This window comes from Pseudosulfitobacter pseudonitzschiae, assembly GCF_002222635.1.
GTDB lineage: Bacteria > Pseudomonadota > Alphaproteobacteria > Rhodobacterales > Rhodobacteraceae > Pseudosulfitobacter > Pseudosulfitobacter pseudonitzschiae_A.
The window spans coordinates 2,916,345-2,936,617 of sequence record NZ_CP022415.1 but is presented as its reverse complement, the minus strand read 5'-3'; the positions used below and the strand labels follow the sequence as shown (position 1 = coordinate 2,936,617).

Here is a 20,273-nt window from a genome sequence, read left to right as displayed (position 1 = left end):
GGTTGCGATGGTTTTGGCGCAGGCGGCGCTTGTTCCGCCTGCGCCGGAAAAACGGTCAGTTGAACTTGACGATTTCACCCGATTTCAGGCGGCGGGCATAAGAGTTCAGCTCGACCCGCACCAGCTTCATCAGGAAGTAAAGCGCAAGGATGTTGACCACGGCCATGGCAAAGATCGCCGCATCCGAGAAGTCGATGACCGGACCAAGACTGGCTGCGGCACCGATGACGATGAAGATGCAGAAGATTACCTTGAACACCAGTTCCGAGGTCTTGCCCTCGCCGAACAGGTAGGTCCACGCTTTCAGCCCATAGTACGACCAAGAGATCATGGTGGAAAAGGCGAACAGGACCACCGCGACCGCTAGAACATAGGGGAACCACGAGATCCCCGAGGCAAAGGCTGCCGACGTCAAGGCGACGCCGCTGGTGTTGCCGATGGTGGCGATGGCTGTGCCCGCTTCGTTCAGCACGTATTGGCCTGTGGCCGGATCAACGATCAACTGCTGCGAAATGGTGATGACCAACGCGGTCATCGTGCAGATCACAACGGTGTCGATCAGCGGCTCCAGCAAGGATACGAACCCTTCGGTGATCGGCTCCTTGGTGCGCACCGCCGAGTGGGCGATGGCCGCAGAACCGACACCTGCTTCGTTCGAGAACGCCGCACGTTTAAAACCTTGGATAAGCGCACCGACAAGACCGCCCGCAACGCCAAGCCCGCTAAACGCGCCTTCGAAAATCTGGCCAAAGGCCCAGCCGATCTTGTCATAGTTCACCAGCAAAATGATCAGCGCCGCACCCACATAGAGAATCCCCATGAACGGCACGACTTTTTCCGTGACGTTGGCGATGGATTTGATCCCACCCACGATCACGGCAAAGACGACCGCTGCAAAGATGATGCCAGTTATCCAACCGGGATACGCCCCGACAATCCCCGAGATTTGCGCGTGCGCCTGATTGGCCTGGAACATATTGCCCCCGCCCAATGCACCCAGAATACAAAAGACCGAGAACATTACAGCCAGGATTTTGCCACCGGGCAGGCCCAGTTCGCTAAACCCCTTCGAGATATAGTACATCGGACCACCCGACACAGTGCCGTCGGGGTATTCGTTACGGTATTTCACGCCCAGCGTACATTCGGTGAATTTGGACGCCATGCCCAAAAGCCCCGCAAGGATCATCCAGAAGGTCGCTCCCGGACCGCCGATGCCGACCGCCACGGCAACACCCGCGATATTCCCAAGGCCGACCGTACCCGACAGCGCCGTGGCCAGGGCCTGAAAGTGGCTGACCTCGCCTGCGTCATTGGGGTCAGAATAGTCGCCTTTGACCAATGCGATGGCATGGCCGAAGAATTTGAACTGAACAAACCCGAAATACAGAGTGAAAACCGTCGCCGCGACCACCAGCCACATCACGATCCAGGGAAAACTGGTGCCGGGAAACGGGGCAAAGATCAGGTTGACGAAAGGACCGGTGAACGCGGCGAAAGCAGCGTTTACCCGCTCGTCCAGGCTGGCGGCCTCTTGTGCCACCGCCGGAGCCGCTGACACGGAGAGGGCAGCCAGAGACAGGGCCGTTTTTTGCAAAATATTCATGAGTGTTCTCCTTAGCTCACGACCGTCACGGGCACATTGGCACCCATAACCAGATTGGCGGTGGAGCTGCCGAAGATGCGTCTGCTCAACCCTTTTTCCGTGGACCGTCCGACGATGATCTGCGACACATTTTGCTTGGCGGCGATTGAATCCAGCGTGTCAGCGACGTTGCCGTGACGCACCAGTCCTTCCGCTTGGATGCCAGCGGCCTCCAGCCGCTCCAGCGCAGGGGTCACCACCCGCTCCAATGCCGTCGAGATTTCTTCTTCGCGACGTTTGTGGCGTTCGGCGTTCTCTTCGGGTGTCTGGAACGAATAGGGCGACCATTCGATCACGTAGACAACCAGCAGTTCAGCGTCTCCGATTAATTTTGCAAGGTTTTCAGCAAAGGTCAGAGCACGGTCACCCGAGCTTTGACCGTCGAGCCCGATCAACAATTTCGTCGTCATAAGGGCATCCTTCTGTCGGTGGTCCGGCGCTATTGCGATTCGGAGGGGACCAGCCCACGTTGAAGTGGCCGATATCACGCCAGGATTGTTTTTTCCGGCCCCTTGGCCGTGAATGATAGCCGCGTAATTCTAAACAAAGTGACCAAATTCGACGCCAACGGCAGGCAAACGACCTAAAACGGTGCATTTCTGCGAGGAATTCGGACTGTTTGTCGCAGGGCGGGCGTGTTTTGATCAGTTGAGAAAAACCGCAGCTACAGAACGCAAAAACGCCCGCCGGTAAGGGCGGGCGTTCTGATCCGGCACGGCCCGAGGGCTGCGTCAGGATGGAAACAAAAACTTAGCGGCGGATGCCCAAGCGTTTGATCAAGTCCTGATAACGCGCTTCTTCCTTGCCTTTCAGGTAGTCCAGCAGCTTGCGGCGCAGGGCAACCATCTTCAACAGACCGCGACGACCGTGGTTGTCTTTTTTGTGGGTCTTGAAGTGTTCGGTCAAGGTGGCGATGCGGCTTGTCAGGATGGCAACCTGTACTTCGGGCGAACCTGTGTCACCTTCGGCGGTTGCGAATTCTTTCATGACGCGTTGCTTTTCTTCAGCAGTAATCGACATCGGGGTCTCCTTTTCAAAAGGTTAAGGTGATGGCGCAAGCCGGGATGTCGTCCAGCAGGGCCCGTGGAGAGTGACGCACCCTTGCAAAAGCGCAGGCGCGATGGGGGCGTATAGGGGGATTCCCCCGCGAAGGCAAAGATTTATTCGCACCGCCTGATTTTCGTGCCTTAAAGGCTGGCGATGCCACTGGTTTGTGCCGCGCTCAGCGGTATCAGAGCGATATCGCCCAATGTCATATCCGCGCCGCCGCTGACGTCTGCCACCGTGATGCCATCCATCAACACATGCATGACATCGGTATTCTCCGGATCCGCGCGCAGCACGATCCGTGGCTCGGGTCCGGCATTGGTGTCGTCCCAAACCAGCACGATACTGTCGTCTGCGCTGTCGAAATCCATGATCTCGACCGACTGGCCCTCTTTGACCCAATCGCCTGTCACAATCGTATCGGCCCCGCTGCCAGCCGTTACCACATCTTCGGACCCCGCCACGATCAGGTCATCGCCGCCGCCGCCGTTCAGGAAATCCCTGTCATTACCGTCGGTGATGGCACCGGTGTTTGCGTCATGGTTCAGGCCGATAACAACGTCGTTCCCCCAGCCGCCAAACAAGGTGTCCTCGCCCGCGCCACCGTCCAGCGTGTCATTGTCCAGCCCGCCGTGCAGCGCGTCGTCGCCATCGTCGCCCGCCAGCAAGTCATCGCCCTGCGCACCGGTCAACGTGTCGTCGCCATCGTTTCCGTGCAGGGTGTCATTGTCGTTGTGGCCAAAAAGCGCATCGTTATCGAACCCGCCCTGCACCAGATCGTGGCCATCGCCGCCGTGCAGCGTGTCGTTGCCCGCACCACCATCCAGCGTATCATCGCCGTCCATGCCGTAAATGTCGTCGTCGCCGTCGTCGCCATGAATGGTGTCGTCACCATCATAGGCGCCGATCTGGTCGTCGCCTTTGGTGCCGACCATGGTTTCGGTGTCATCCACACCAACAAGGATCGAGGCGTCGGTGGTGTCTTCTACAGGGGCCGCGCGACTCGGATCAATATCATCGCCAATACGTGGCGCGTTTTCGGCCAGCGATAAAGGTTCGGGCCCATCGACTTCTGTGTCGTCACCATTTGCGGACATATCCACAAAGGTGACCGCGCCAACGGTCATCAAGCCCATCAATCCCGCCAACCACAGCATGTGCGCGCAAACTTTCTATGAAATACACCACCGGAATAAGGCCACAGTCAGCCTTCGATTTCAAAGCCAAACGAACGCTATGGTTAACGCGGCGACAGCATCGGGTCTGCCGGATGCCACGGTTCGGGCGCTTGGGAGTAGGGCAGGTACAGTGGATGCCGGGGGTGGCCAGCTTTGGACAGGCCCAGATGGAACAGCGGCTGGCCGGTCTGTGCCAGCAATCGTGCCACCTGCGGCCCACGGTCCAGATGTGCGCCGTGCGTGCCCCATGCGGCAATGACCACATTGGCCCATTCGGCGGCCTGCGCGATGGCCGCATCATTCTGCGGTCCCACAGGGTCTGCCGCCGCACGCATTTTGCGCGGGTCGGTGTCGCGCCATGCAAAGATATTGGTCACGCAAAATGCGCCATACCCCAAGGTCCGCGCCCGTCGTTCGCAGCGTTCTACTGTGGGGTCGTTCTGCACCTCGGTCGCAGTGGACGGGTTCAGCATCACGAACGTCACCCGCGCGGCATTATCGTCCCAGATCCGCGTCAGGCTATAGCGGTACTGCTCACAGTCCGAATAGACAGCAGTCGATGGTGCGTCGCCCTTGGTGTGTGTGCGTGTAATCATGTTGCCGTCAGTGATTGAAAACACGCGCCGGATGGACTTCGCCCGCCTTGTACCGGCCCACGGCCACGGCCTTGCCCTCGAAAGACACCCAAACCTCGTCGCCGTATTCCACGTCAGACGGCAGCACCATGCCCGGATTGCCGTTGCGCAGGCGCACGGCACCTTCAGCGGTGGCTTTCAGTTCAGGCAGATCGGCCAGACCTTCCTCGACCGGGCGCAGATGCGCGTCCAGCGCAGGGTCGCCTGCCAACGCCTCGACCTGCTCCAGCGTCAACCCGTCCTCGGCGTCAAACGGCCCCGACCATATGCGGCGCAGCGCGCGCACATGGGCAAAACATCCCATCGCGGCACCCAGATCGCGGGCGATCGACCGCACATAGCCACCTTTGCCGCAGGTCATTTCCAGCGTCACATGATCGGCGTCGGGGCGGTCTGTCATCAGCAGTTCTTCGACCCACAAGGGCCGCGCCGCAATTTCCATTTCCTCACCCTCGCGGGCGCGTTTATAGGCGCGCTGCCCGTCGATCTTTACCGCCGAGAACTGCGGCGGCACCTGCATGATGTCACCGACAAAGGCGCCCAGCGCGTCCTTGATCTGGTCATCAGTGGGCCGCATATCGGACTGCGCGATCACTTCGCCCTCTGCATCGTCGGTGTTGGTGGCCTGTCCCAGCCGCACCGTAAACGTATAAGCCTTGAGCGCATCGGTGATATAGGGAACCGTTTTGGTCGCCTCGCCCAGTGCGATGGCCAGTACGCCGGTGGCATCGGGGTCCAGCGTGCCCGCATGGCCTGCCTTTTTGGCATTCATCGCCCAGCGCACCTTGTTTACCACTGTCGTTGATGTGGGGCCTGCGGGTTTGTCGATGACCAACCAGCCGGAAATATCGCGTCCTTTGGATCTGCGGCCCATGGTGCCCCCTTGCGGATCATCGTGAAAATCAGAGCGTGCGGCCTAGCCGAGCGATCCTGCGCTGTCAATTCGGTGCCGATTCAGGGCGCGTTGCTAGCCACTGTGCCGATGATCGGCCCCAAACGGCGACCCGGATCATGCCGCCCCAGATCGGGTGCATAAAGCCGCGAAACGTTGCCGTCGAAGTACAATGCCTGTGGCAGCTTCAGCACATCGCGGAAAAAGCTGCCAAAGTCGTAAAAGCTGACCAGATTGTTCGAGATCACAAAGACTGCATTGCGGCCATTGGCCGTGGTACCAACCCCGTTGCGCACATACCGCGAGGTGCTGTCGACCAGAAAGCGCGGGTGCAATTCACCATCGATCACCAGCATCGGGCCGGATTGGGTCGCATCGGCGCAGGTCGGTTTCTCGCGGGCAAAGCGCAATGTCTCGATCACTTGCGCGCGTCCCTTGCGCAGGCACAGCACACCATTGGGCAGCAGGCCAAAGTTGCCCGGACCCGCAGAGGAGACCAGACCCATTTCTTGCTGGCCATCCTCAAGATACAGACCCACAGGCGCGCGATCTTCGTGGTACATGCCTGCGTTCATCGCAAAGCCCAGCGTCTTGCCGTCCGTACCCAGCGCCTGATTGATGGCGTTAAAGCTGCCGTAGATGTTGCCGTCGTCGTCCCGCAAAAACAGGCGCAGGTCTTCTTTTGTCAGATCGACCGTGCAAACTGTATAGGAATTGCCCAGATGGCTGTGGTTTTCACAGCTGGCGGCCCAGACCGGCCCACAGGCCAGCCAGACCAGCGCGCCGATCAATGCGGCACGCATCAGTTTTCGGTGTCCCGGCGTACAGCGTCCTGATTCAGCATCCGACGTGTGTCGTCCATCTGGTCAAATGTCTGGTCCAGTTGGAACCGCAAATCGGGCGAATATTTCAGCGCCAGCTTTTTGCCCACGGCGTGCCGCAGCTCGCCCTTGTTGCGGGCCAGCAGCTTCAGCACCTCACCCTGCCCTTCGCCACCCAGGGGCAGCACATAGGCGGTGGCGATTCTCAGGTCGGGGGACGTGCGCACTTCGCCCACCGTGATCGACATGCGGTTCAACTCGGGGTCATGTACGTCACCGCGTGCCAGCACTTCGGACAAAGTGCGGCGGATCAATTCACCAACCCGAAGTTGACGCTGGGACGGACCGGCTCCGTCATGAGACTTGTTCTTGGCCATACACCCCATCTAGGACAGACCAGAGACTTTGCCAAGCCGCACCGCACAAGCTAGACCTGCGACAAACCGCTTATTCAGGGAGTACACGTATGGCCGATACAACAGGAATTGCAGTCACCGGTGCTTCGGGGCGTATGGGGCAAATGCTGATCCGTACCATTGCCGAAACAGACGGCGTGCATCTGGTCAGCGCCATCGAGCGCACAGGCCACGACTGGGTCGGGCAGGACGTTGGGCAGGCGATGGGCGGCCAACCCAACGGCGTTATTGCAACAGATGATGCGGCCAAGGCGATTGCCGCAGCGCAGGTGGTGATTGATTTTACAGCCCCCGAAGCGACTTTGGAATTTTCTGCGCTGTGTGCAAAAGCAGGGGTGGCCCACGTTATTGGCACAACGGGCATGACCGACGCACAAATTGCCGAACTGGAATCCGCTGCGCAAAAATGTGCAATCGTGCGGGCTGGCAACATGAGCCTTGGGGTCAACCTGCTTGTACAACTGACCAGACGTGTCGCCGCCGCACTTGACGAAGATTTCGACATCGAAGTGATCGAGGCACATCATCACCACAAGGTCGACGCGCCTTCGGGCACTGCGCTGATGTTGGGCGAGGCGGCTGCCGAAGGCCGTGGCGTGACGCTGAACGATGTGCGCGACAGCGGGCGTGACGGCATCACTGGCGCACGTAAACGCGGCGACATCGGCTTTAGCGCGATTCGCGGTGGCGATATCGTGGGCGAACATGACGTGATGTTCGCAGGCCCCGGAGAACGGATCGTGCTGCGCCATCTGGCGACGGATCGTCTGGTATTTGCCCGTGGTGCGATTCGGGCAGCGAAATGGACCCAAGGCAAGGCGGCGGGCGCTTATGATATGCTGGATGTGCTGGGTCTGAACGACTGACGCACCTTGGTGCCGGTGTCTGAACAAAGTCTCGGATTTGTGAACCAACTGGCGGTGGCGTCCGTATCTGTTGGTATCAGCAAGGTCATCCGAGATTAAACGATGCCACACAATATTTGTACCTACGCGACACTGGCCGCCATCGTCCTTGCCGTGCCCGCGCAAGCGGATGTGGTCACCTCTCAGTCTGATTTCATCAGGCTGGTCAGCGGCAAAACCCTGACCCGTCCGCTGATCCGGATCGAGGTGCGGGCCGACGGCCGCATCACTGGCACAGGGGCTGCTTGGGAAGTGACCGGCACATGGAACTGGCAGGGCAACTATTTCTGCCGCGACCTGTATTGGGGCGGCGATCCTTTGGGGTACAACTGTCAGGAGGTCCGGTTCGAAGGTGGCCGCATCCGGTTCACATCAGACAAGGGGCGCGGCGACACGGCTGCGTTTCGTCTAAACTGAAGACGCGGCTGCATTGCTGTACATATTTCAGGGGAATCTGTACCGGAAAGGCACAGTGCGTGCGCTGGCCAGCGCACGCCCGATCCTCAGAAATCTATCGCAATACCCTTTTTCTCCCAATCGCCGTAGCGCACGGGTTCAAGCCCGTTGATACGTCCGCCATGTTCTGTGGGCAGGTCCAAAGGTTTCGCAGCCTTGCGACGTTCTTCAGCTTCGGCTAAAGCGCGCTGTGCGGCGGGGGGCAGGTCGGATTTCATGTCATCAGTCATCGTATGGGTGCTTTCCCTGTCTCACCCCTTGATATACGCCCCTTCGGGAACAGAACAACCCGCGAGGGCGCGACATGGCAGACCAAAGCACACAACCGGCAGGCAATCCGCAGGCAGGCATTCCTGCGCGGCGCAGTGCGATTGCGATGCTGGACCAGATTCAGGACGAAGGCCGCCTGATGGCCGAGCTGATCGGCTCGGGCATGCTCGACAGGCTGGACGCACCGGATCGCGCGCGGGCGCAGCGGTTGGCTTCGGACACCCTGCGCGGGCTGGAACGTGCGGATCGCGTGTTGAAGAAACACTTGAACAAAGTGCCTCCGCTGACGGTGCTGAATGCGCTACGGCTGGGCACGGTTGAGCTGTGCAATGGCGGCGCGGCGCATGGGGTGGTGAACGATCTGGTGCAGATCATTGGCCGCCACAAACGCTATGGTCACCTCAAAGGGTTGGTGAACGCCGTGCTGCGCAAGGTCGCCGCGACCGGACCCGAGCAATGGGCCGCCCTGCGGGTGCCGCGCCTGCCGAAATGGCTGCGCAACCCGCTGGCTGATGCATGGGGCGCCGAGGCGATGTTGGCGATGGAAGCTGCCCACTTCGCAGGCGCACCGCTGGATTTGAGCGTGAAGGGCGATGCCGACGCTGTGGCGCAGGCCGTAAACGGCAAAGTTCTGACGACCGGATCGGTGCGTGTGACCGATGCGGGGCAGGTGTCTGCTCTGGCAGGTTTCGAGGCGGGGGATTGGTGGGTGCAAGACGCCGCCGCCGCCATCCCCGCGCGATTGTTGCAGGCGCAATCCGGCACGCGTGTGCTGGACCTGTGCGCGGCACCGGGTGGCAAAACGCTGCAACTGGCCGCGACCGGCGCGGATGTGACAGCGGTGGATATTTCGGACAGTCGCCTTGGCCGGTTGCGCGAAAACCTGACGCGCACCGGGCTGTTTGCCACGGTGCAGGCCGGTGACGTGTTGGACTTGCAGGGCAGTTGGCCCGCAATCCTGCTGGATGCGCCCTGTTCCGCCACGGGTACGATCCGACGGCACCCCGATCTGCCCCACGCCAAGGACGGCAGCGAGTTCGGCGGGCTGATCGACCTTCAGGCACGGATGATCGACCACGCTTGGGGCTTGCTCGAAGCGGGTGGGCGCATGGTTTATTGCACATGCAGCCTGCTGCCTGACGAGGGCGAAGTGCAGGTAATTGAAGCGCTGGAGCGGCACGGCGATATGTCCGTGGACCGTGACGCGCTGGCTGTGCCGGGGATCGACGCGGAATGGGTCACCGCAGAGGGCGGGTTGCGCCTGCGACCTGATTATTGGGCTGACATTGGCGGCATGGACGGCTTTTACATCGCGGTGCTGCGCAAAGAGCGGTGACTCGCGGCCTTGGACGGGCTATCATCTGCTGCAAGCGCCATCAGAGCGCACCGCAAGAGCGCACGAGGCAGCGAGACAGACCCCATGACGGGATATACCCATGTCTGAACCCTTGGGGTTCACCGCGCGAAAAGCGCGCTTCCTGAACCGGCTGCATGCCCGGCTGGCGACGCGTGCGCGGGCGGCAACGGCTTTTGTGTCCTCTCCCGAACCTAAAACCATCGGCAGCTTTGCCCGTGGGCGGCAGTTATCAGCGGGCAATTACCTGTTTGCGGGCCACCTGATTGCGGCCCCTGATGTCGATTTGTGGGATCTGACGGTGCCCGACGCCGCCTTTGCCGATGAATTGCACGGCTTTGCATGGCTGGATGATCTGGCCGCTGTCGGAGACATCGCCACCCGCGAAGCAGCGCAGAAATGGCTGTGGGGTTGGATCGAGCGCTTTGGCAAGGGGTCCGGCGCAGGCTGGACACCCGATCTGACAGGGCGGCGTCTGATCCGTTGGATCAACCATGCGCTGTTCGTGCTGCGTGGGCAGGACAAGGCGCAGAGCGATATGTTCTATCTGTCGCTGGCGCAACAAACGCGATTCTTGTCGAAGCGCTGGCAATCAGCGGCACCCGGCCTGCCACGGTTCGAGGCGCTGACAGGCCTGATTTACGCGGGCCTGTCGCTGGAAGGTATGGAAGCGCTGGCCGAACCTGCGATCAAGGCGCTGGCTCGCGAATGTCAAAGCCAGATTGACGAACAGGGCGGTCTGCCCACCCGTAACCCCGAAGAACTGCTGGATGTTTTCACCCTGCTGACATGGGCCGCCGCGACACTGAGCGAGGCGGGGCGCGAGGCGCCTGCCGCGCATCTGGATGTCATCGAACGTGTGGCCCCGACCCTGCGCACCCTGCGCCATTCTGATGGCGCGCTGGCACGGTTTCACGGTGGCGGACGCGGGCAAGAGGGCTGGTTGGATCACGCACTGGCGGCCAGCGGGATCAAGACCCGCCAACCGGACGGGCTGTCGATGGGCTATGCACGGTTAAGCGCGGGGCGCACCAGCGTGATCGTCGACGCCAGCCCACCCGCCACGGGCAAGGCCAGCCGCAATGCCCATGCCTCGACGCTGGCGTTCGAACTGACCTCGGGGCGTCGTCCGTTGATTGTGAACTGTGGTCCGGGCGGATCGTTCGGATCGGAATGGCGGCGGGCGGGGCGCGCGACGCCGTCGCACAGCACGCTGGTGCTTGACGGCTATTCCAGCGCACGGCTGGGCGATGCGGACCGCGCCAGCGCAAATGAAATTCTGGTGGATGCGCCCGGGTCGGTTCCAATCGAGATGAGTCAGGTCAATGACGGCATCCGGTTTCAGGGCGGTCACGACGGTTTTGTCAGTACGCATGGCCTGACCCACGCGCGCACGCTGGAACTGACCTTTGACGGGCGCGGCATGGCGGGCGAGGATATGTTGCTGGCGCTGGAGGATGTGGACAAGCGCCGCTTTGATCGCGCATTGGATGCGGGCAAACTGCAAGGCGTGCCCTTTGCCATCCGTTTTCACCTGCATCCCGAGGTTGACGCGACCCTTGATTTGGGTGGAGCGGCCATTTCAATGGCACTGAAAAGCGGTGAAATCTGGGTTTTCCGCCATGATGGCAACTATGAATTGCGCCTTGATCCAAGTGTTTACCTTGAAAAAGGCAGATTAAAGCCGCGTGCGACACAACAGATCGTTCTCATGGGGCGCACAATGCAGTATGCCACGCGCATTCGCTGGTCCTTGTCCAAGGCGCAGGAGACTGCCATTGGCATCAGGGATCTGTCCCGAGACGAACTTGATATGGCCGAATAGGCCGCAAAAAGGCTGCTGAATACAATGACCACTGACCTCTATCCCGTGCGCCGTGCGCTGATTTCCGTTTCTGACAAGACCGGTCTTGTGCCATTCGGTCAGGCTTTGGCTGCGCGGGGGGTCGAATTGCTGAGCACTGGCGGCACCGCAGCGGCACTGCGGGCGGCGGGGCTGACGGTGAAGGATGTGGCCGACGTGACCGGCTATCCCGAGATGATGGACGGGCGGGTCAAGACATTGCACCCTGTGGTGCATGGCGGTTTGCTGGCCCTGCGTGACAATGCCGACCACCGCGCGGCGATGGATGCCCACGGGATCGCGGCGATCGATCTGGTGGTGGTGAACCTTTATCCGTTCGAGGAAACCGTGGCCAAGGGCGCGGCTTATGACGAAGTGATCGAGAATATCGACATTGGCGGGCCCGCGATGATCCGGTCTGCTGCAAAGAACCACGGGTTCGTCAACATCGTGGTGGACGTCGAGGATTATGACGTGGTGCTGGCCGAACTTGAGGCCAACGACGGCCAGACCAGCTATGCCCTGCGGCAACGGCTGGCACAGACAGCTTACGGTCGCACAGCGGCCTATGACACGGCGGTCAGCACATGGATGGCCGCCCACGTGGACGGCACCCCGCGCCGCCGCAGCTTTGCCGGAACATTGGCCCAAGGTTTGCGTTACGGCGAGAATCCGCATCAGGCGGCTGCCTTCTATACCGATGGCAGCGCGCGTGCGGGTGTGGCCACGGCGCAGCAACATCAGGGCAAGGAGCTGTCCTATAACAACATCAACGACACCGACGCGGCGTTCGAACTGGTCAGCGAATTTGATCCGGTCCAAGGGCCCGCCTGTGCGATCATCAAACACGCCAACCCCTGCGGTGTGTCGCGTGGTACGACGTTGAAAGAGGCGTATAGCCGTGCGTTCGATTGCGACCGTACCAGCGCGTTCGGCGGCATCATCGCCCTGAACCAGCCGCTGGACGCCGACACGGCGCGCGAGATCACCGGTATCTTTACCGAAGTTGTTATCGCGCCCGGTGCCAGCGAAGAGGCAATGGATATTTTTAGCCAAAAGAAGAACTTGCGTTTGCTGACCACCGATGGTCTGGCATCGGCGGGTGCTGCGGCGTTGGCCGTACGGCAGGTGTCGGGTGGTTTCCTTGTGCAGGACAAAGATGTGGGCCGGATTACCCGCGCGGATCTGAAGGTTGTGACCAAGCGCGCCCCGTCCGAGCAAGAGTTGAACGATCTTCTGTTTGCATGGACCGTGGCGAAACACGTCAAATCCAACGCCATCATCTACGTCAAGGACGGGGCGACAGTGGGCGTCGGCGCAGGCCAGATGAGCCGCGTGGACAGCACGCGCATCGCCGCGCGCAAGGCGCAGGACATGGCCGAAGCGCTGGGCCTGTCGCAGCCGCTGACCCAAGGGTCGGTTGTTGCGTCCGACGCGTTCTTTCCCTTTGCCGACGGTCTGATCACCGCTGCCGAAGCGGGTGCCACTGCAATCATCCAACCGGGCGGGTCGATGCGCGATGACGAAGTCATTGCCGCAGCGGACGAGGCCGGTCTGGCGATGGTGCTGACCGGCATGCGCCACTTCCGGCACTAAGCAGATGCGTCTGGTTGCCATATCGGCGCTGATCGCCCTGATACTGGATCAGGCCAGTAAATATGCCGTGGTGCACAGCATGCAGTTGTGGCGGGTGCGCGAGATTGATGTGCTGCCACCGCTGCTGAACTTTCGCTATGGCGAAAACCGGGGCATCAACTTTGGGCTGATGGATGGTGACGGTGAGATGGGGCGCTGGATTCTTGTGGTTCTGGCGCTGCTGATCTGCTCTGCCGTGTTGTGGTGGTTGCGCGGGGCGCAGCAACGGCCCGTGGTGTTTGTCAGCGCGGGCCTGTTGGTTGGCGGCGCGCTGGGTAACGTCGTGGACCGTGTGATATACGGCTATGTTTTGGATTTTCTGAATATGTCTTGCTGTGGTATCAGCAACCCGTTTGTGTTCAATGTCGGTGATATCTTCATATTTGCGGGTGCAATCGGGCTGGTGTTTTTCGCGCAGGACAAAAAGCGGGCGTGACATTGCCCTGCCTGCTGCGATAGTCAGTGTGAAAGGGCCTGTTTGGGCAATTGGTGGGAGAAGGCAATGCGCCTGATACGCGGACTGATGGCATTGACGGTAGCGCTGGCTTTGGGAGCCTGCGCCAACACGGGTTTGCGCGATCTGCGTGGCACATCCGATGGGCCGGATGAATTCATCGTGACCCCGGCCAAGCCTTTGGAAGAACCCGATAGCTATACCGCGCTGCCCGCGCCGACCCCCGGTCAGGCGAATCTGGTTGATCTGCGCCCGCTTGAGGAAAGCGTTGACAAGCTGGGTGGCCGCCGTGGATCGCCCACCGCTGCCGTGCCTGCAAGCGACGGTGCTGTGGTCAACCACGCCAGCCGCTTCGGGCGCGCCGCAGACATCCGTGCCACGCTGGCCGCCGAAGACGAGACGTTCCGCAAACGTCGTGGCCGTTTGACGCAATATCGCATCGTGCCGGTGGACCGTTACAATCAGGCGTATAAGCGGCAGGCCATCGACCCGCACAAGGTGTCTTCGGCCTATCGCCGTGTGGGTGTTCCGACGCCTTCGTCGCCCCCGGTCGACACGCGATTCCGCGACTAGGTCACAAAGGCGGCACCGCGCTTGAACGTTGCGGCGGCATGACCATCTGACATCTAACAGCGACCGATATAGGATACCGGATGACCCATCTGCGCGCCGTCATGGCATTTATCGCAGCCCTGTTGCCAATGGCAGTGTGGGCGGCAAGTGAAGCAAACGAGAACGTCACCACATTCGAGTTGGACAACGGTATGCAGGTCGTGGTGGTCGAAGACCACCGTGCCCCTGTCGTCACCCATATGGTCTGGTACAAAGCCGGTTCAGCGGACGAGCCTAAGGGATCTTCCGGCGTGGCGCATTTTCTGGAACACTTGTTGTTCAAGGCCACTGACAACATGGCGTCGGGAGAGTTGTCAGCGACAGTGGCCGCCAATGGCGGGCGCGACAACGCCTTTACCAGCTACGATTACACTGCCTATTACCAGCGCGTGGCGGCTGACCGTCTGGGTCTGATGATGAAGATGGAAGCGGACCGGATGGAAAATCTTCGTCTGACGCCCGAGAACATCGAAACAGAGCGTGACGTGATTATCGAAGAGCGCAACCAGCGCACCGAGAACAATCCCCGCGCACTGTTCGGCGAACAGATGAACGCGGCACAATATCTGAACCACCGCTACGGCGTTCCGGTGATCGGCTGGATGCACGAAATGCAGGCGCTGGATCTGGATGATGCGTTGGGGTTCTACGATATCTACTATTCGCCCAACAACGCGATCCTTGTGGTGGCGGGCGACGTGAATCCCGCCGAGGTCCGGCAACTGGCCGAAACCCGTTATGGTGTGATTCCCGCCGAACCGAACCTGCCCGAACGTCTGCGCACCAAAGAGCCACCCCAAACCGCTGAACGCCGCGTGATCTTTCGCGATGCGCGGGTGGCACAGCCCTATGTCAGCCGGTCCTATCTGGCGCCCGAGCGTGACGCCGGTGCGCAGGAAGAGGCTGCGGCGCTGACCATTCTGGCTGAAATTCTGGGCGGGGGGACCACTTCCTATCTGGCCGAGAAATTGCAGTTTGACACGCAGGTGGCCGTTTATTCCGGTGCGTTCTACAGAGGCACGTCGCTGGATGATACAACCTTTGACGTCGTCGTGTTGCCAAGCTCCGGTGTCAGCCTGCAAGAGGCCGAGGATGCGATGGATGCGGCACTGGCCAGTTTTATGGCTGAAGGTGTCGATGCCGAACAACTTGAGCGGATCAAGCTGCAACTGCGCGCGCAACAAATCTATGCCCGCGACGATGCCGACGGTGTCGCCAACCGCTATGGTGCGGCGCTGGCGTCGGGGCTGACAGTCGAAGACGTGCAGGCGTGGCCTGATGCGCTGCAAGCTGTGACGGAAGAGGACATTCTGGCCACCGCTGCCAAAGTGCTGCGCATCGAAGGGTCGGTCACCGGATGGCTGGCGAAACCCGCGGAGGCAGGCCAATGAAATATATCCTTGCGTTGATGATGACCGTGGTGCTGGCGCTGCCTGCCCGTGCCGATGTCGAGATCACCGAAGTTGTCAGCCCGGGCGGTATCACTGCGTGGCTGGTGCAAGAGCCGTCGATCCCGTTTGTTGCGATGGATCTGCGGTTTCGCGGTGGCGCGTCACTGGATGCGCCGGGCAAACGGGGTGCGGTCAATCTGATGACGGGCCTGTTGGAAGAGGGTGCCGGCCAGATGGATGCGCGCGCTTTTGCCCGTGCGACCGAAGGGCTGGCGGCTTCGTTCGGGTATGATGTGGGCGACGATTCGCTGGCAGTGTCCGCACGCTTTCTGACCGAGAACCGCGATGCGGCGGTGGATTTGCTGCGGGCGTCATTGCTGGAGCCAAGTTTTGCCCCCGAAGCGCTTGAGCGGGTGCGCCAGCAGGTGCTGACGGGGCTGGCGTCGGACGACAAAAGCCCAGATGAACTGGCAAGCCGTGCTTTTGACAAGTTGGCTTATGGCGAACATCCCTATAGTACGTCGTTCAGTGGCACTGTGGAGAGCGTAAGTGCGCTGACCCGCGACGATCTGGTGGCCGCGCACAAGGCGGTTTTGGCCAAGGACCGGCTGTATGTCGGTGTGGTGGGTGACATCACGCCGGAAGAGCTGGGGCCGCTGCTGGACAAGCTGCTGGGCGACCTGCCAGAGACGGGTGCGCCGTTGCCAGACATGGCAGAAGTGGACATTCCGGCGGGCGTGACTGTGATCGATTTCGACACGCCGCAATCCGTGGCGTTGTTTGGTCAGCGCGGGATGGCGCAGGAAGATCCTGATTTCTTTGCGGCCACTGTGCTGAACCAGATTCTTGGGGGCGGGTCGTTTGAAAGCCGTTTGATGACCGAGGTGCGCGAAAAGCGAGGGCTGACCTATGGGGTTTATTCCTATCTGGTGCCACGGGACTATGCGGCGGTGTATTTGGGCCGTGTGGCTTCGGCCAATGACCGGATCGGCGAGGCGATCGCCGTGATCCGCGACGAGTGGGCCAAAGCGGCCAGCGAGGGCGTGACCGAAGACGAGTTGCGCGACGCCAAAACCTATCTGACCGGTGCCTATCCCTTGCGGTTTGATGGCAATGCGCCGATTGCCCGGATCATGGTTGGGATGCAGATGTTGGGCCTGCCGATCGACTATATCGCCACGCGCAACGATAAGGTTGAAGCGGTGACAATGGACGATGTGAAACGTGTGGCAGAGGAGTTGCTGGACCCTGACGGTTTGCAGTTTGTCGTGGTCGGCAAGCCCGAGGGGCTGGAGACTGGCCCGCTGCCCGAGTGACATGTGACGGGTCGTTCGATATTTGCGCCCGCCACTGGCGGGCGCTTTTTTATTGAGGCTCTGCCTCGAACTCCGGCTTATTCGCCGTAGGGAATCCAGATGTTTTTGACCTCTGTGGCGGCGGTTAGCGTGTCGCGGATGGTGGGCAGGCTGGTGTCGATCCATGTGCGTTTGAGGTTGCTGGCCGAGCCCTTGCGGATGGTCTCCGACAGGGCGGGGTCCGAGAAGGACCAGACCGCGTCGATGTCCATGTGGCGGGCCATCGTGTCAGCCAGTGCGTCATGCGGGCCTGTCAGGATGTTGACCACGCCTGCGGGCACGTCCGAAGTGTCGAGGATCTGGTAGAAATCGGTGGCGGCCAGCGGGAAGGGTTGCGACGCGCCAAGGATGATGCGGTTGCCCATCGCGATGGCGGGGGCCATCAGTGACACCAGACCCAGCAGCGGGTGTGCGTCAGGACAAAGCGCCGCGATCACGCCGGTCGGTTCCTTCATCGCCAGTGCCACGCCACGGATCGGCACGCCATGCGCCTGACCATCATATTTGTCGGCCCATGCGGCGGCGGTGAACAGCGCGTCGATGCTGTCCTTCACCTCTTGCGCGCTGGTGCGGCCGCCTTGGAGGGTGTTCAGGCGGGCTTCGAATTCATCGGCACGTGCGTACAGATTTTCGCCAATGTAGTACAGGATCTGGGCGCGCAGGTGGCCCGTGGATCTGGCCCAGCCTTTGGCGGCCTGGGCTGCCTCGACGGCGTTGCGCACGTCCTTGCGGTTTGATTGCGATGCGTGCCCCAGCAGGGTGCCGTTCCTGGCGTAGACAGGCGCGGAATAGCCGCCATCGGGGCGCGTCTGTTTGCCGCCGATATACAGCTTGGCGGTGCGGTCGATGCCGTCCGACGGGCCTTTGTCGCCTTCGAAGGGTGCGATTTGTGGCAGGGTTTTGCCCGTGGTTCTGGGTTTGGTATAGGCGGAGAGCCCTTCCCAGCCGCCTTCACGGCCAAAGCCGCTTTCGCGGACGCCGCCAAAGCCTGCGGCTGCGTCGAACAGGTTGGTGGCGTTGGTCCAGACCACGCCTGCGGCCAGTTTCGAGGCCACGTCCAGCGCTAGGTTGATGTTCTCGGTCCACAGGGTTGCGGCCAGCCCGTAGCGGGTGTTGTTGGCCAGTTCGACGGCTTCCGCAGGGGTGCGGAAGGTGGTGGCGACCAGCACGGGGCCAAAGATTTCCTCTTGCATCAGCGGGTGCGCGGTATCGAGGCCGGTGATCAGCGTGGGCGGGTAAAAGCAGCCCTGCGCAGGCATGTCGCCTGCGGTCTGGTGCATGTCGCCATCGCTGTTGGCGGCGACCATGTCGGTGATGGTTTCCAGCTGGGCGGGATCGACGATGGCCCCCACGTCGATGCTTTTGTCCAGCGGGTTGCCGATGCGCAGTTTGTCCATACGGGCGCGCAGCTTGGCGTAAAACCGTTCAGCCACGGGTTCGTGCACCAACAGGCGCGAACCGGCGCAGCAGACCTGACCCTGATTGAACCAGATGGCGTCGACCAGCCCTTCAATGGCGGAATCCAGATCGGCGTCGTCAAAGACGATGTAGGGGGATTTTCCGCCCAGTTCCAAGGTCAGTTCCTTGTCGGTGCCTGCTGTCGCTTCGCGGATGCGGCGGCCCACGGCGGTTGATCCGGTAAAGGCGATTTTGTCGACGGGTGCGTTTACGATCATTTCGCCCACGGCGCCGTCGCCGGTGACGATGTTGACCACACCCGCAGGCAGACCCGCCTGTCGGCAGATGTCGGCAAACAAAAGTGCTGTCAGCGAGGTGTATTCCGCAGGTTTCAGCACCACGGTGTTTCCCATCGCCAGTGCGGGCGCGATTTTCCATGCCAGCATCAGCAGCGGAAAGTTCCACGGGATGATCTGGCCGCAAACGCCCAAGGCCACGCGGTCGGGCAGCGCGTCCTGCATCAGTTGGGCCATGCCTGCGTGGTAGTAGAAGTGCCGCTGCGCCAGCGGGATATCGATGTCGCGGCTTTCGCGGATCGGTTTGCCGTTGTCGAGGGTTTCAAGCACGGCGAACAGACGGCTGTGTTTTTGCAGCAGCCGCGCGAGGGCATAGAGATAACGCGCACGACCCGGACCGCCGAGCTTTTCCCATTTCGGCTGGGCCTTGCGCGCGGCGGATACGGCGCTGTCCACGTCCTGTTGGCTGGCTTGGGTCAGGCTTGCCAGAACCTCGCCCGTGGCGGGGTTGCGGCTGTCGAAACCGCCTGTGTGTCTGGTAAAGCTGCCGTCGATGAAGTGGCCAAAACGGCCGCCTTGATCGACAAGCCATGTCAGGGCTTCTGCGGCGGATTCGGGGGCGGGGCCATAGTCCATCGTCTGAAAAATCTCTTTCACGGTCATGATGTTATCCCATCGGATGGCGGTGAGCGGCAGAATAGTTGCCGGTGACATGGTGTTCCAGCTGGCGTTCGATGTCGCCCAGCAGGGATGATGCGCCAAAGCGGAACAGGTCGGGTTGCAGCCAGCGTGCGCCCAGCTCTTCCTTGATCAGGGCAAGGTAGGTGATCGCGTCCTTGGCCTTGGAAATGCCGCCTGCGGGTTTGTAGCCGATGTGGATGCCAGTGGCCGCGTGATAGTCGCGGATGGCGCGGATCATGGTCAGGCTGACGGGCAGGGTGGCGTTTACGCTTTCCTTGCCGGTGGATGTCTTGATGAAATCGGCGCCGCCCATCATGCAGATCAGTGAGGCGCGCGCCACGTTGCGCAATGTGCCCAGCTCGCCCGTGGCAAGGATCGCTTTGACGTGGGCATCGCCGCAGGCGCTGCGCATTTCGCGCATCTCGTCATAAAGCGCCTGCCAGTTGCCTTCCAGAACGTGACGGCGCGAGATGACGATGTCGATCTCGGAGGCACCGGCGGCGACGCTGCGGCGGATTTCCTCGATGCGCAGATCGAAAGGCGACAGGCCTGCGGGAAAGCCGGTGGACACTGCCGCCACGGGAATGCCCGAACCCTGCAGTGCGGCCACGGCGGTTTCGACCATTTCGTGATAGACGCAGACGGCACCGGTGGTGATGCCCTGCATGTCCAGCGCCGCCAGTACCTGTGCGCTGACCGGATGCCGTGCCTTGGCGCACAGGCGGCGGACACGTGCGGCGGTGTCGTCGCCCGACAAGGTGGTCAGGTCGATGCAGGTAATGGCCTTGAGCAGCCAAGCCGCCTGATAGTCCTTTTTGACCGACCGGCGCGCGGGCAGGGTCGCTGCGCGGCGTTCGATTGCCGAGGTGTTAGCCTGCACCGAGCGGACCCAGTTCATGTCCAGATCCACCCCCGGATTTCGGGTCAGGGTCAGTTGCGGCAGGTGTGCATCCTGCGATGTGGTGGCGGGTTGAAGCATGGGGTCACCT

The 20,273-nt window shown here is 61.2% G+C and carries 20 protein-coding genes; 9 read left to right on the top strand and 11 right to left on the bottom strand.

Going from position 1 to position 20,273, the window contains the following annotated elements; translation table 11 throughout:
* Positions 1-55: 55 nt before the first annotated feature.
* The 8 genes from SULPSESMR1_RS14465 to rbfA form a co-directional block, all read right to left on the bottom strand.
* Positions 56-1,606, bottom strand: coding sequence for an alanine/glycine:cation symporter family protein (locus SULPSESMR1_RS14465; RefSeq protein WP_089421457.1), 1,551 nt, complete (start codon positions 1,604-1,606; stop codon positions 56-58).
* Between the two features lie 11 nt (positions 1,607-1,617).
* A complete protein-coding gene (locus SULPSESMR1_RS14460; RefSeq protein ID WP_089421456.1) occupies positions 1,618-2,055 on the bottom strand; it encodes a universal stress protein in 438 nt (145 codons plus the stop codon).
* Positions 2,056-2,395: 340 nt separating this feature from the next.
* A complete protein-coding gene (gene rpsO / locus SULPSESMR1_RS14455) occupies positions 2,396-2,665 on the bottom strand; it encodes a 30S ribosomal protein S15 (RefSeq protein ID WP_089421455.1) in 270 nt (89 codons plus the stop codon).
* 167 nt (positions 2,666-2,832) lie between these two features.
* Positions 2,833-3,828 (bottom strand): calcium-binding protein, encoded by a 996-nt coding sequence (locus SULPSESMR1_RS14450; RefSeq protein ID WP_240311403.1) that lies wholly within the window; start codon positions 3,826-3,828, stop codon positions 2,833-2,835.
* Between the two features lie 104 nt (positions 3,829-3,932).
* On the bottom strand, positions 3,933-4,466 hold the full coding sequence (locus SULPSESMR1_RS14445; protein ID WP_089421453.1) for a DUF1643 domain-containing protein: 534 nt from the start codon (positions 4,464-4,466) through the stop codon (positions 3,933-3,935).
* A gap of 7 nt (positions 4,467-4,473) precedes the next feature.
* A complete protein-coding gene (gene truB / locus SULPSESMR1_RS14440; RefSeq protein ID WP_089421452.1) occupies positions 4,474-5,379 on the bottom strand; it encodes a tRNA pseudouridine(55) synthase TruB in 906 nt (301 codons plus the stop codon).
* Between the two features lie 80 nt (positions 5,380-5,459).
* On the bottom strand, positions 5,460-6,200 hold the full coding sequence (locus SULPSESMR1_RS14435) for a phosphodiester glycosidase family protein (RefSeq protein ID WP_089421451.1): 741 nt from the start codon (positions 6,198-6,200) through the stop codon (positions 5,460-5,462).
* Positions 6,200-6,595: a 30S ribosome-binding factor RbfA gene (gene rbfA / locus SULPSESMR1_RS14430; RefSeq protein ID WP_089421450.1), complete on the bottom strand. Its 396-nt coding sequence runs from the start codon at positions 6,593-6,595 to the stop codon at positions 6,200-6,202. The genes SULPSESMR1_RS14435 and rbfA overlap by 1 nt, the downstream gene beginning before the upstream one ends.
* 89 nt (positions 6,596-6,684) lie before the next feature.
* Between rbfA and dapB the strand changes: the two genes are divergently transcribed.
* Positions 6,685-7,500 carry a 4-hydroxy-tetrahydrodipicolinate reductase gene (gene dapB, locus SULPSESMR1_RS14425; protein WP_089421449.1) on the top strand — a complete coding sequence of 272 codons (816 nt, stop codon included), beginning with the start codon at positions 6,685-6,687 and terminating at the stop codon, positions 7,498-7,500.
* Between the two features lie 102 nt (positions 7,501-7,602).
* Positions 7,603-7,956 carry a dihydrodipicolinate reductase gene (locus SULPSESMR1_RS14420; RefSeq protein WP_089421448.1) on the top strand — a complete coding sequence of 118 codons (354 nt, stop codon included), beginning with the start codon at positions 7,603-7,605 and terminating at the stop codon, positions 7,954-7,956.
* Between the two features lie 86 nt (positions 7,957-8,042).
* Here SULPSESMR1_RS14420 and SULPSESMR1_RS14415 read toward each other — a convergent pair whose 3' ends face one another.
* The gene (locus tag SULPSESMR1_RS14415; protein ID WP_089421447.1) at positions 8,043-8,225 is read right to left on the bottom strand and encodes a DUF1674 domain-containing protein; all 183 of its coding nucleotides are present in this window, start codon (positions 8,223-8,225) and stop codon (positions 8,043-8,045) included.
* Between the two features lie 74 nt (positions 8,226-8,299).
* Here SULPSESMR1_RS14415 and SULPSESMR1_RS14410 point away from each other — a divergent pair, with 74 nt between their 5' ends.
* The 7 genes from SULPSESMR1_RS14410 to SULPSESMR1_RS14380 all read left to right on the top strand — a co-directional run bounded on the left by SULPSESMR1_RS14410 (position 8,300) and on the right by SULPSESMR1_RS14380 (position 16,870).
* Entirely contained in the window at positions 8,300-9,601 is a 1,302-nt protein-coding gene (locus tag SULPSESMR1_RS14410; RefSeq protein WP_089421446.1) for an RsmB/NOP family class I SAM-dependent RNA methyltransferase, read from the top strand.
* 100 nt (positions 9,602-9,701) lie between these two features.
* On the top strand, positions 9,702-11,444 hold the full coding sequence (locus tag SULPSESMR1_RS14405) for a heparinase II/III family protein (RefSeq protein WP_089421445.1): 1,743 nt from the start codon (positions 9,702-9,704) through the stop codon (positions 11,442-11,444).
* A gap of 24 nt (positions 11,445-11,468) precedes the next feature.
* The gene (gene purH, locus SULPSESMR1_RS14400; protein ID WP_089421444.1) at positions 11,469-13,058 is read left to right on the top strand and encodes a bifunctional phosphoribosylaminoimidazolecarboxamide formyltransferase/IMP cyclohydrolase; all 1,590 of its coding nucleotides are present in this window, start codon (positions 11,469-11,471) and stop codon (positions 13,056-13,058) included.
* Positions 13,059-13,062: 4 nt separating this feature from the next.
* Positions 13,063-13,533: a signal peptidase II gene (lspA, locus tag SULPSESMR1_RS14395; RefSeq protein WP_089421443.1), complete on the top strand. Its 471-nt coding sequence runs from the start codon at positions 13,063-13,065 to the stop codon at positions 13,531-13,533.
* Between the two features lie 66 nt (positions 13,534-13,599).
* A complete protein-coding gene (locus tag SULPSESMR1_RS14390) occupies positions 13,600-14,124 on the top strand; it encodes a DUF3035 domain-containing protein (RefSeq protein ID WP_089421442.1) in 525 nt (174 codons plus the stop codon).
* A gap of 128 nt (positions 14,125-14,252) precedes the next feature.
* On the top strand, positions 14,253-15,554 hold the full coding sequence (locus SULPSESMR1_RS14385) for a M16 family metallopeptidase (protein ID WP_240311473.1): 1,302 nt from the start codon (positions 14,253-14,255) through the stop codon (positions 15,552-15,554).
* Positions 15,551-16,870: a M16 family metallopeptidase gene (locus tag SULPSESMR1_RS14380; protein WP_089421440.1), complete on the top strand. Its 1,320-nt coding sequence runs from the start codon at positions 15,551-15,553 to the stop codon at positions 16,868-16,870. The genes SULPSESMR1_RS14385 and SULPSESMR1_RS14380 overlap by 4 nt, the downstream gene beginning before the upstream one ends.
* A 77-nt stretch (positions 16,871-16,947) precedes the next feature.
* On the opposite strand, the gene SULPSESMR1_RS14375 is transcribed toward SULPSESMR1_RS14380, so the two are convergent.
* Together SULPSESMR1_RS14375 and deoC are read right to left on the bottom strand one after the other, a co-directional pair.
* Complete coding sequence (locus SULPSESMR1_RS14375; protein WP_089421439.1) at positions 16,948-19,266, bottom strand: aldehyde dehydrogenase family protein; 2,319 nt, start codon at positions 19,264-19,266, stop codon at positions 16,948-16,950.
* 4 nt (positions 19,267-19,270) lie between these two features.
* Positions 19,271-20,263 carry a deoxyribose-phosphate aldolase gene (gene deoC, locus SULPSESMR1_RS14370; RefSeq protein ID WP_089421438.1) on the bottom strand — a complete coding sequence of 331 codons (993 nt, stop codon included), beginning with the start codon at positions 20,261-20,263 and terminating at the stop codon, positions 19,271-19,273.
* Positions 20,264-20,273 lie beyond the last annotated feature (10 nt).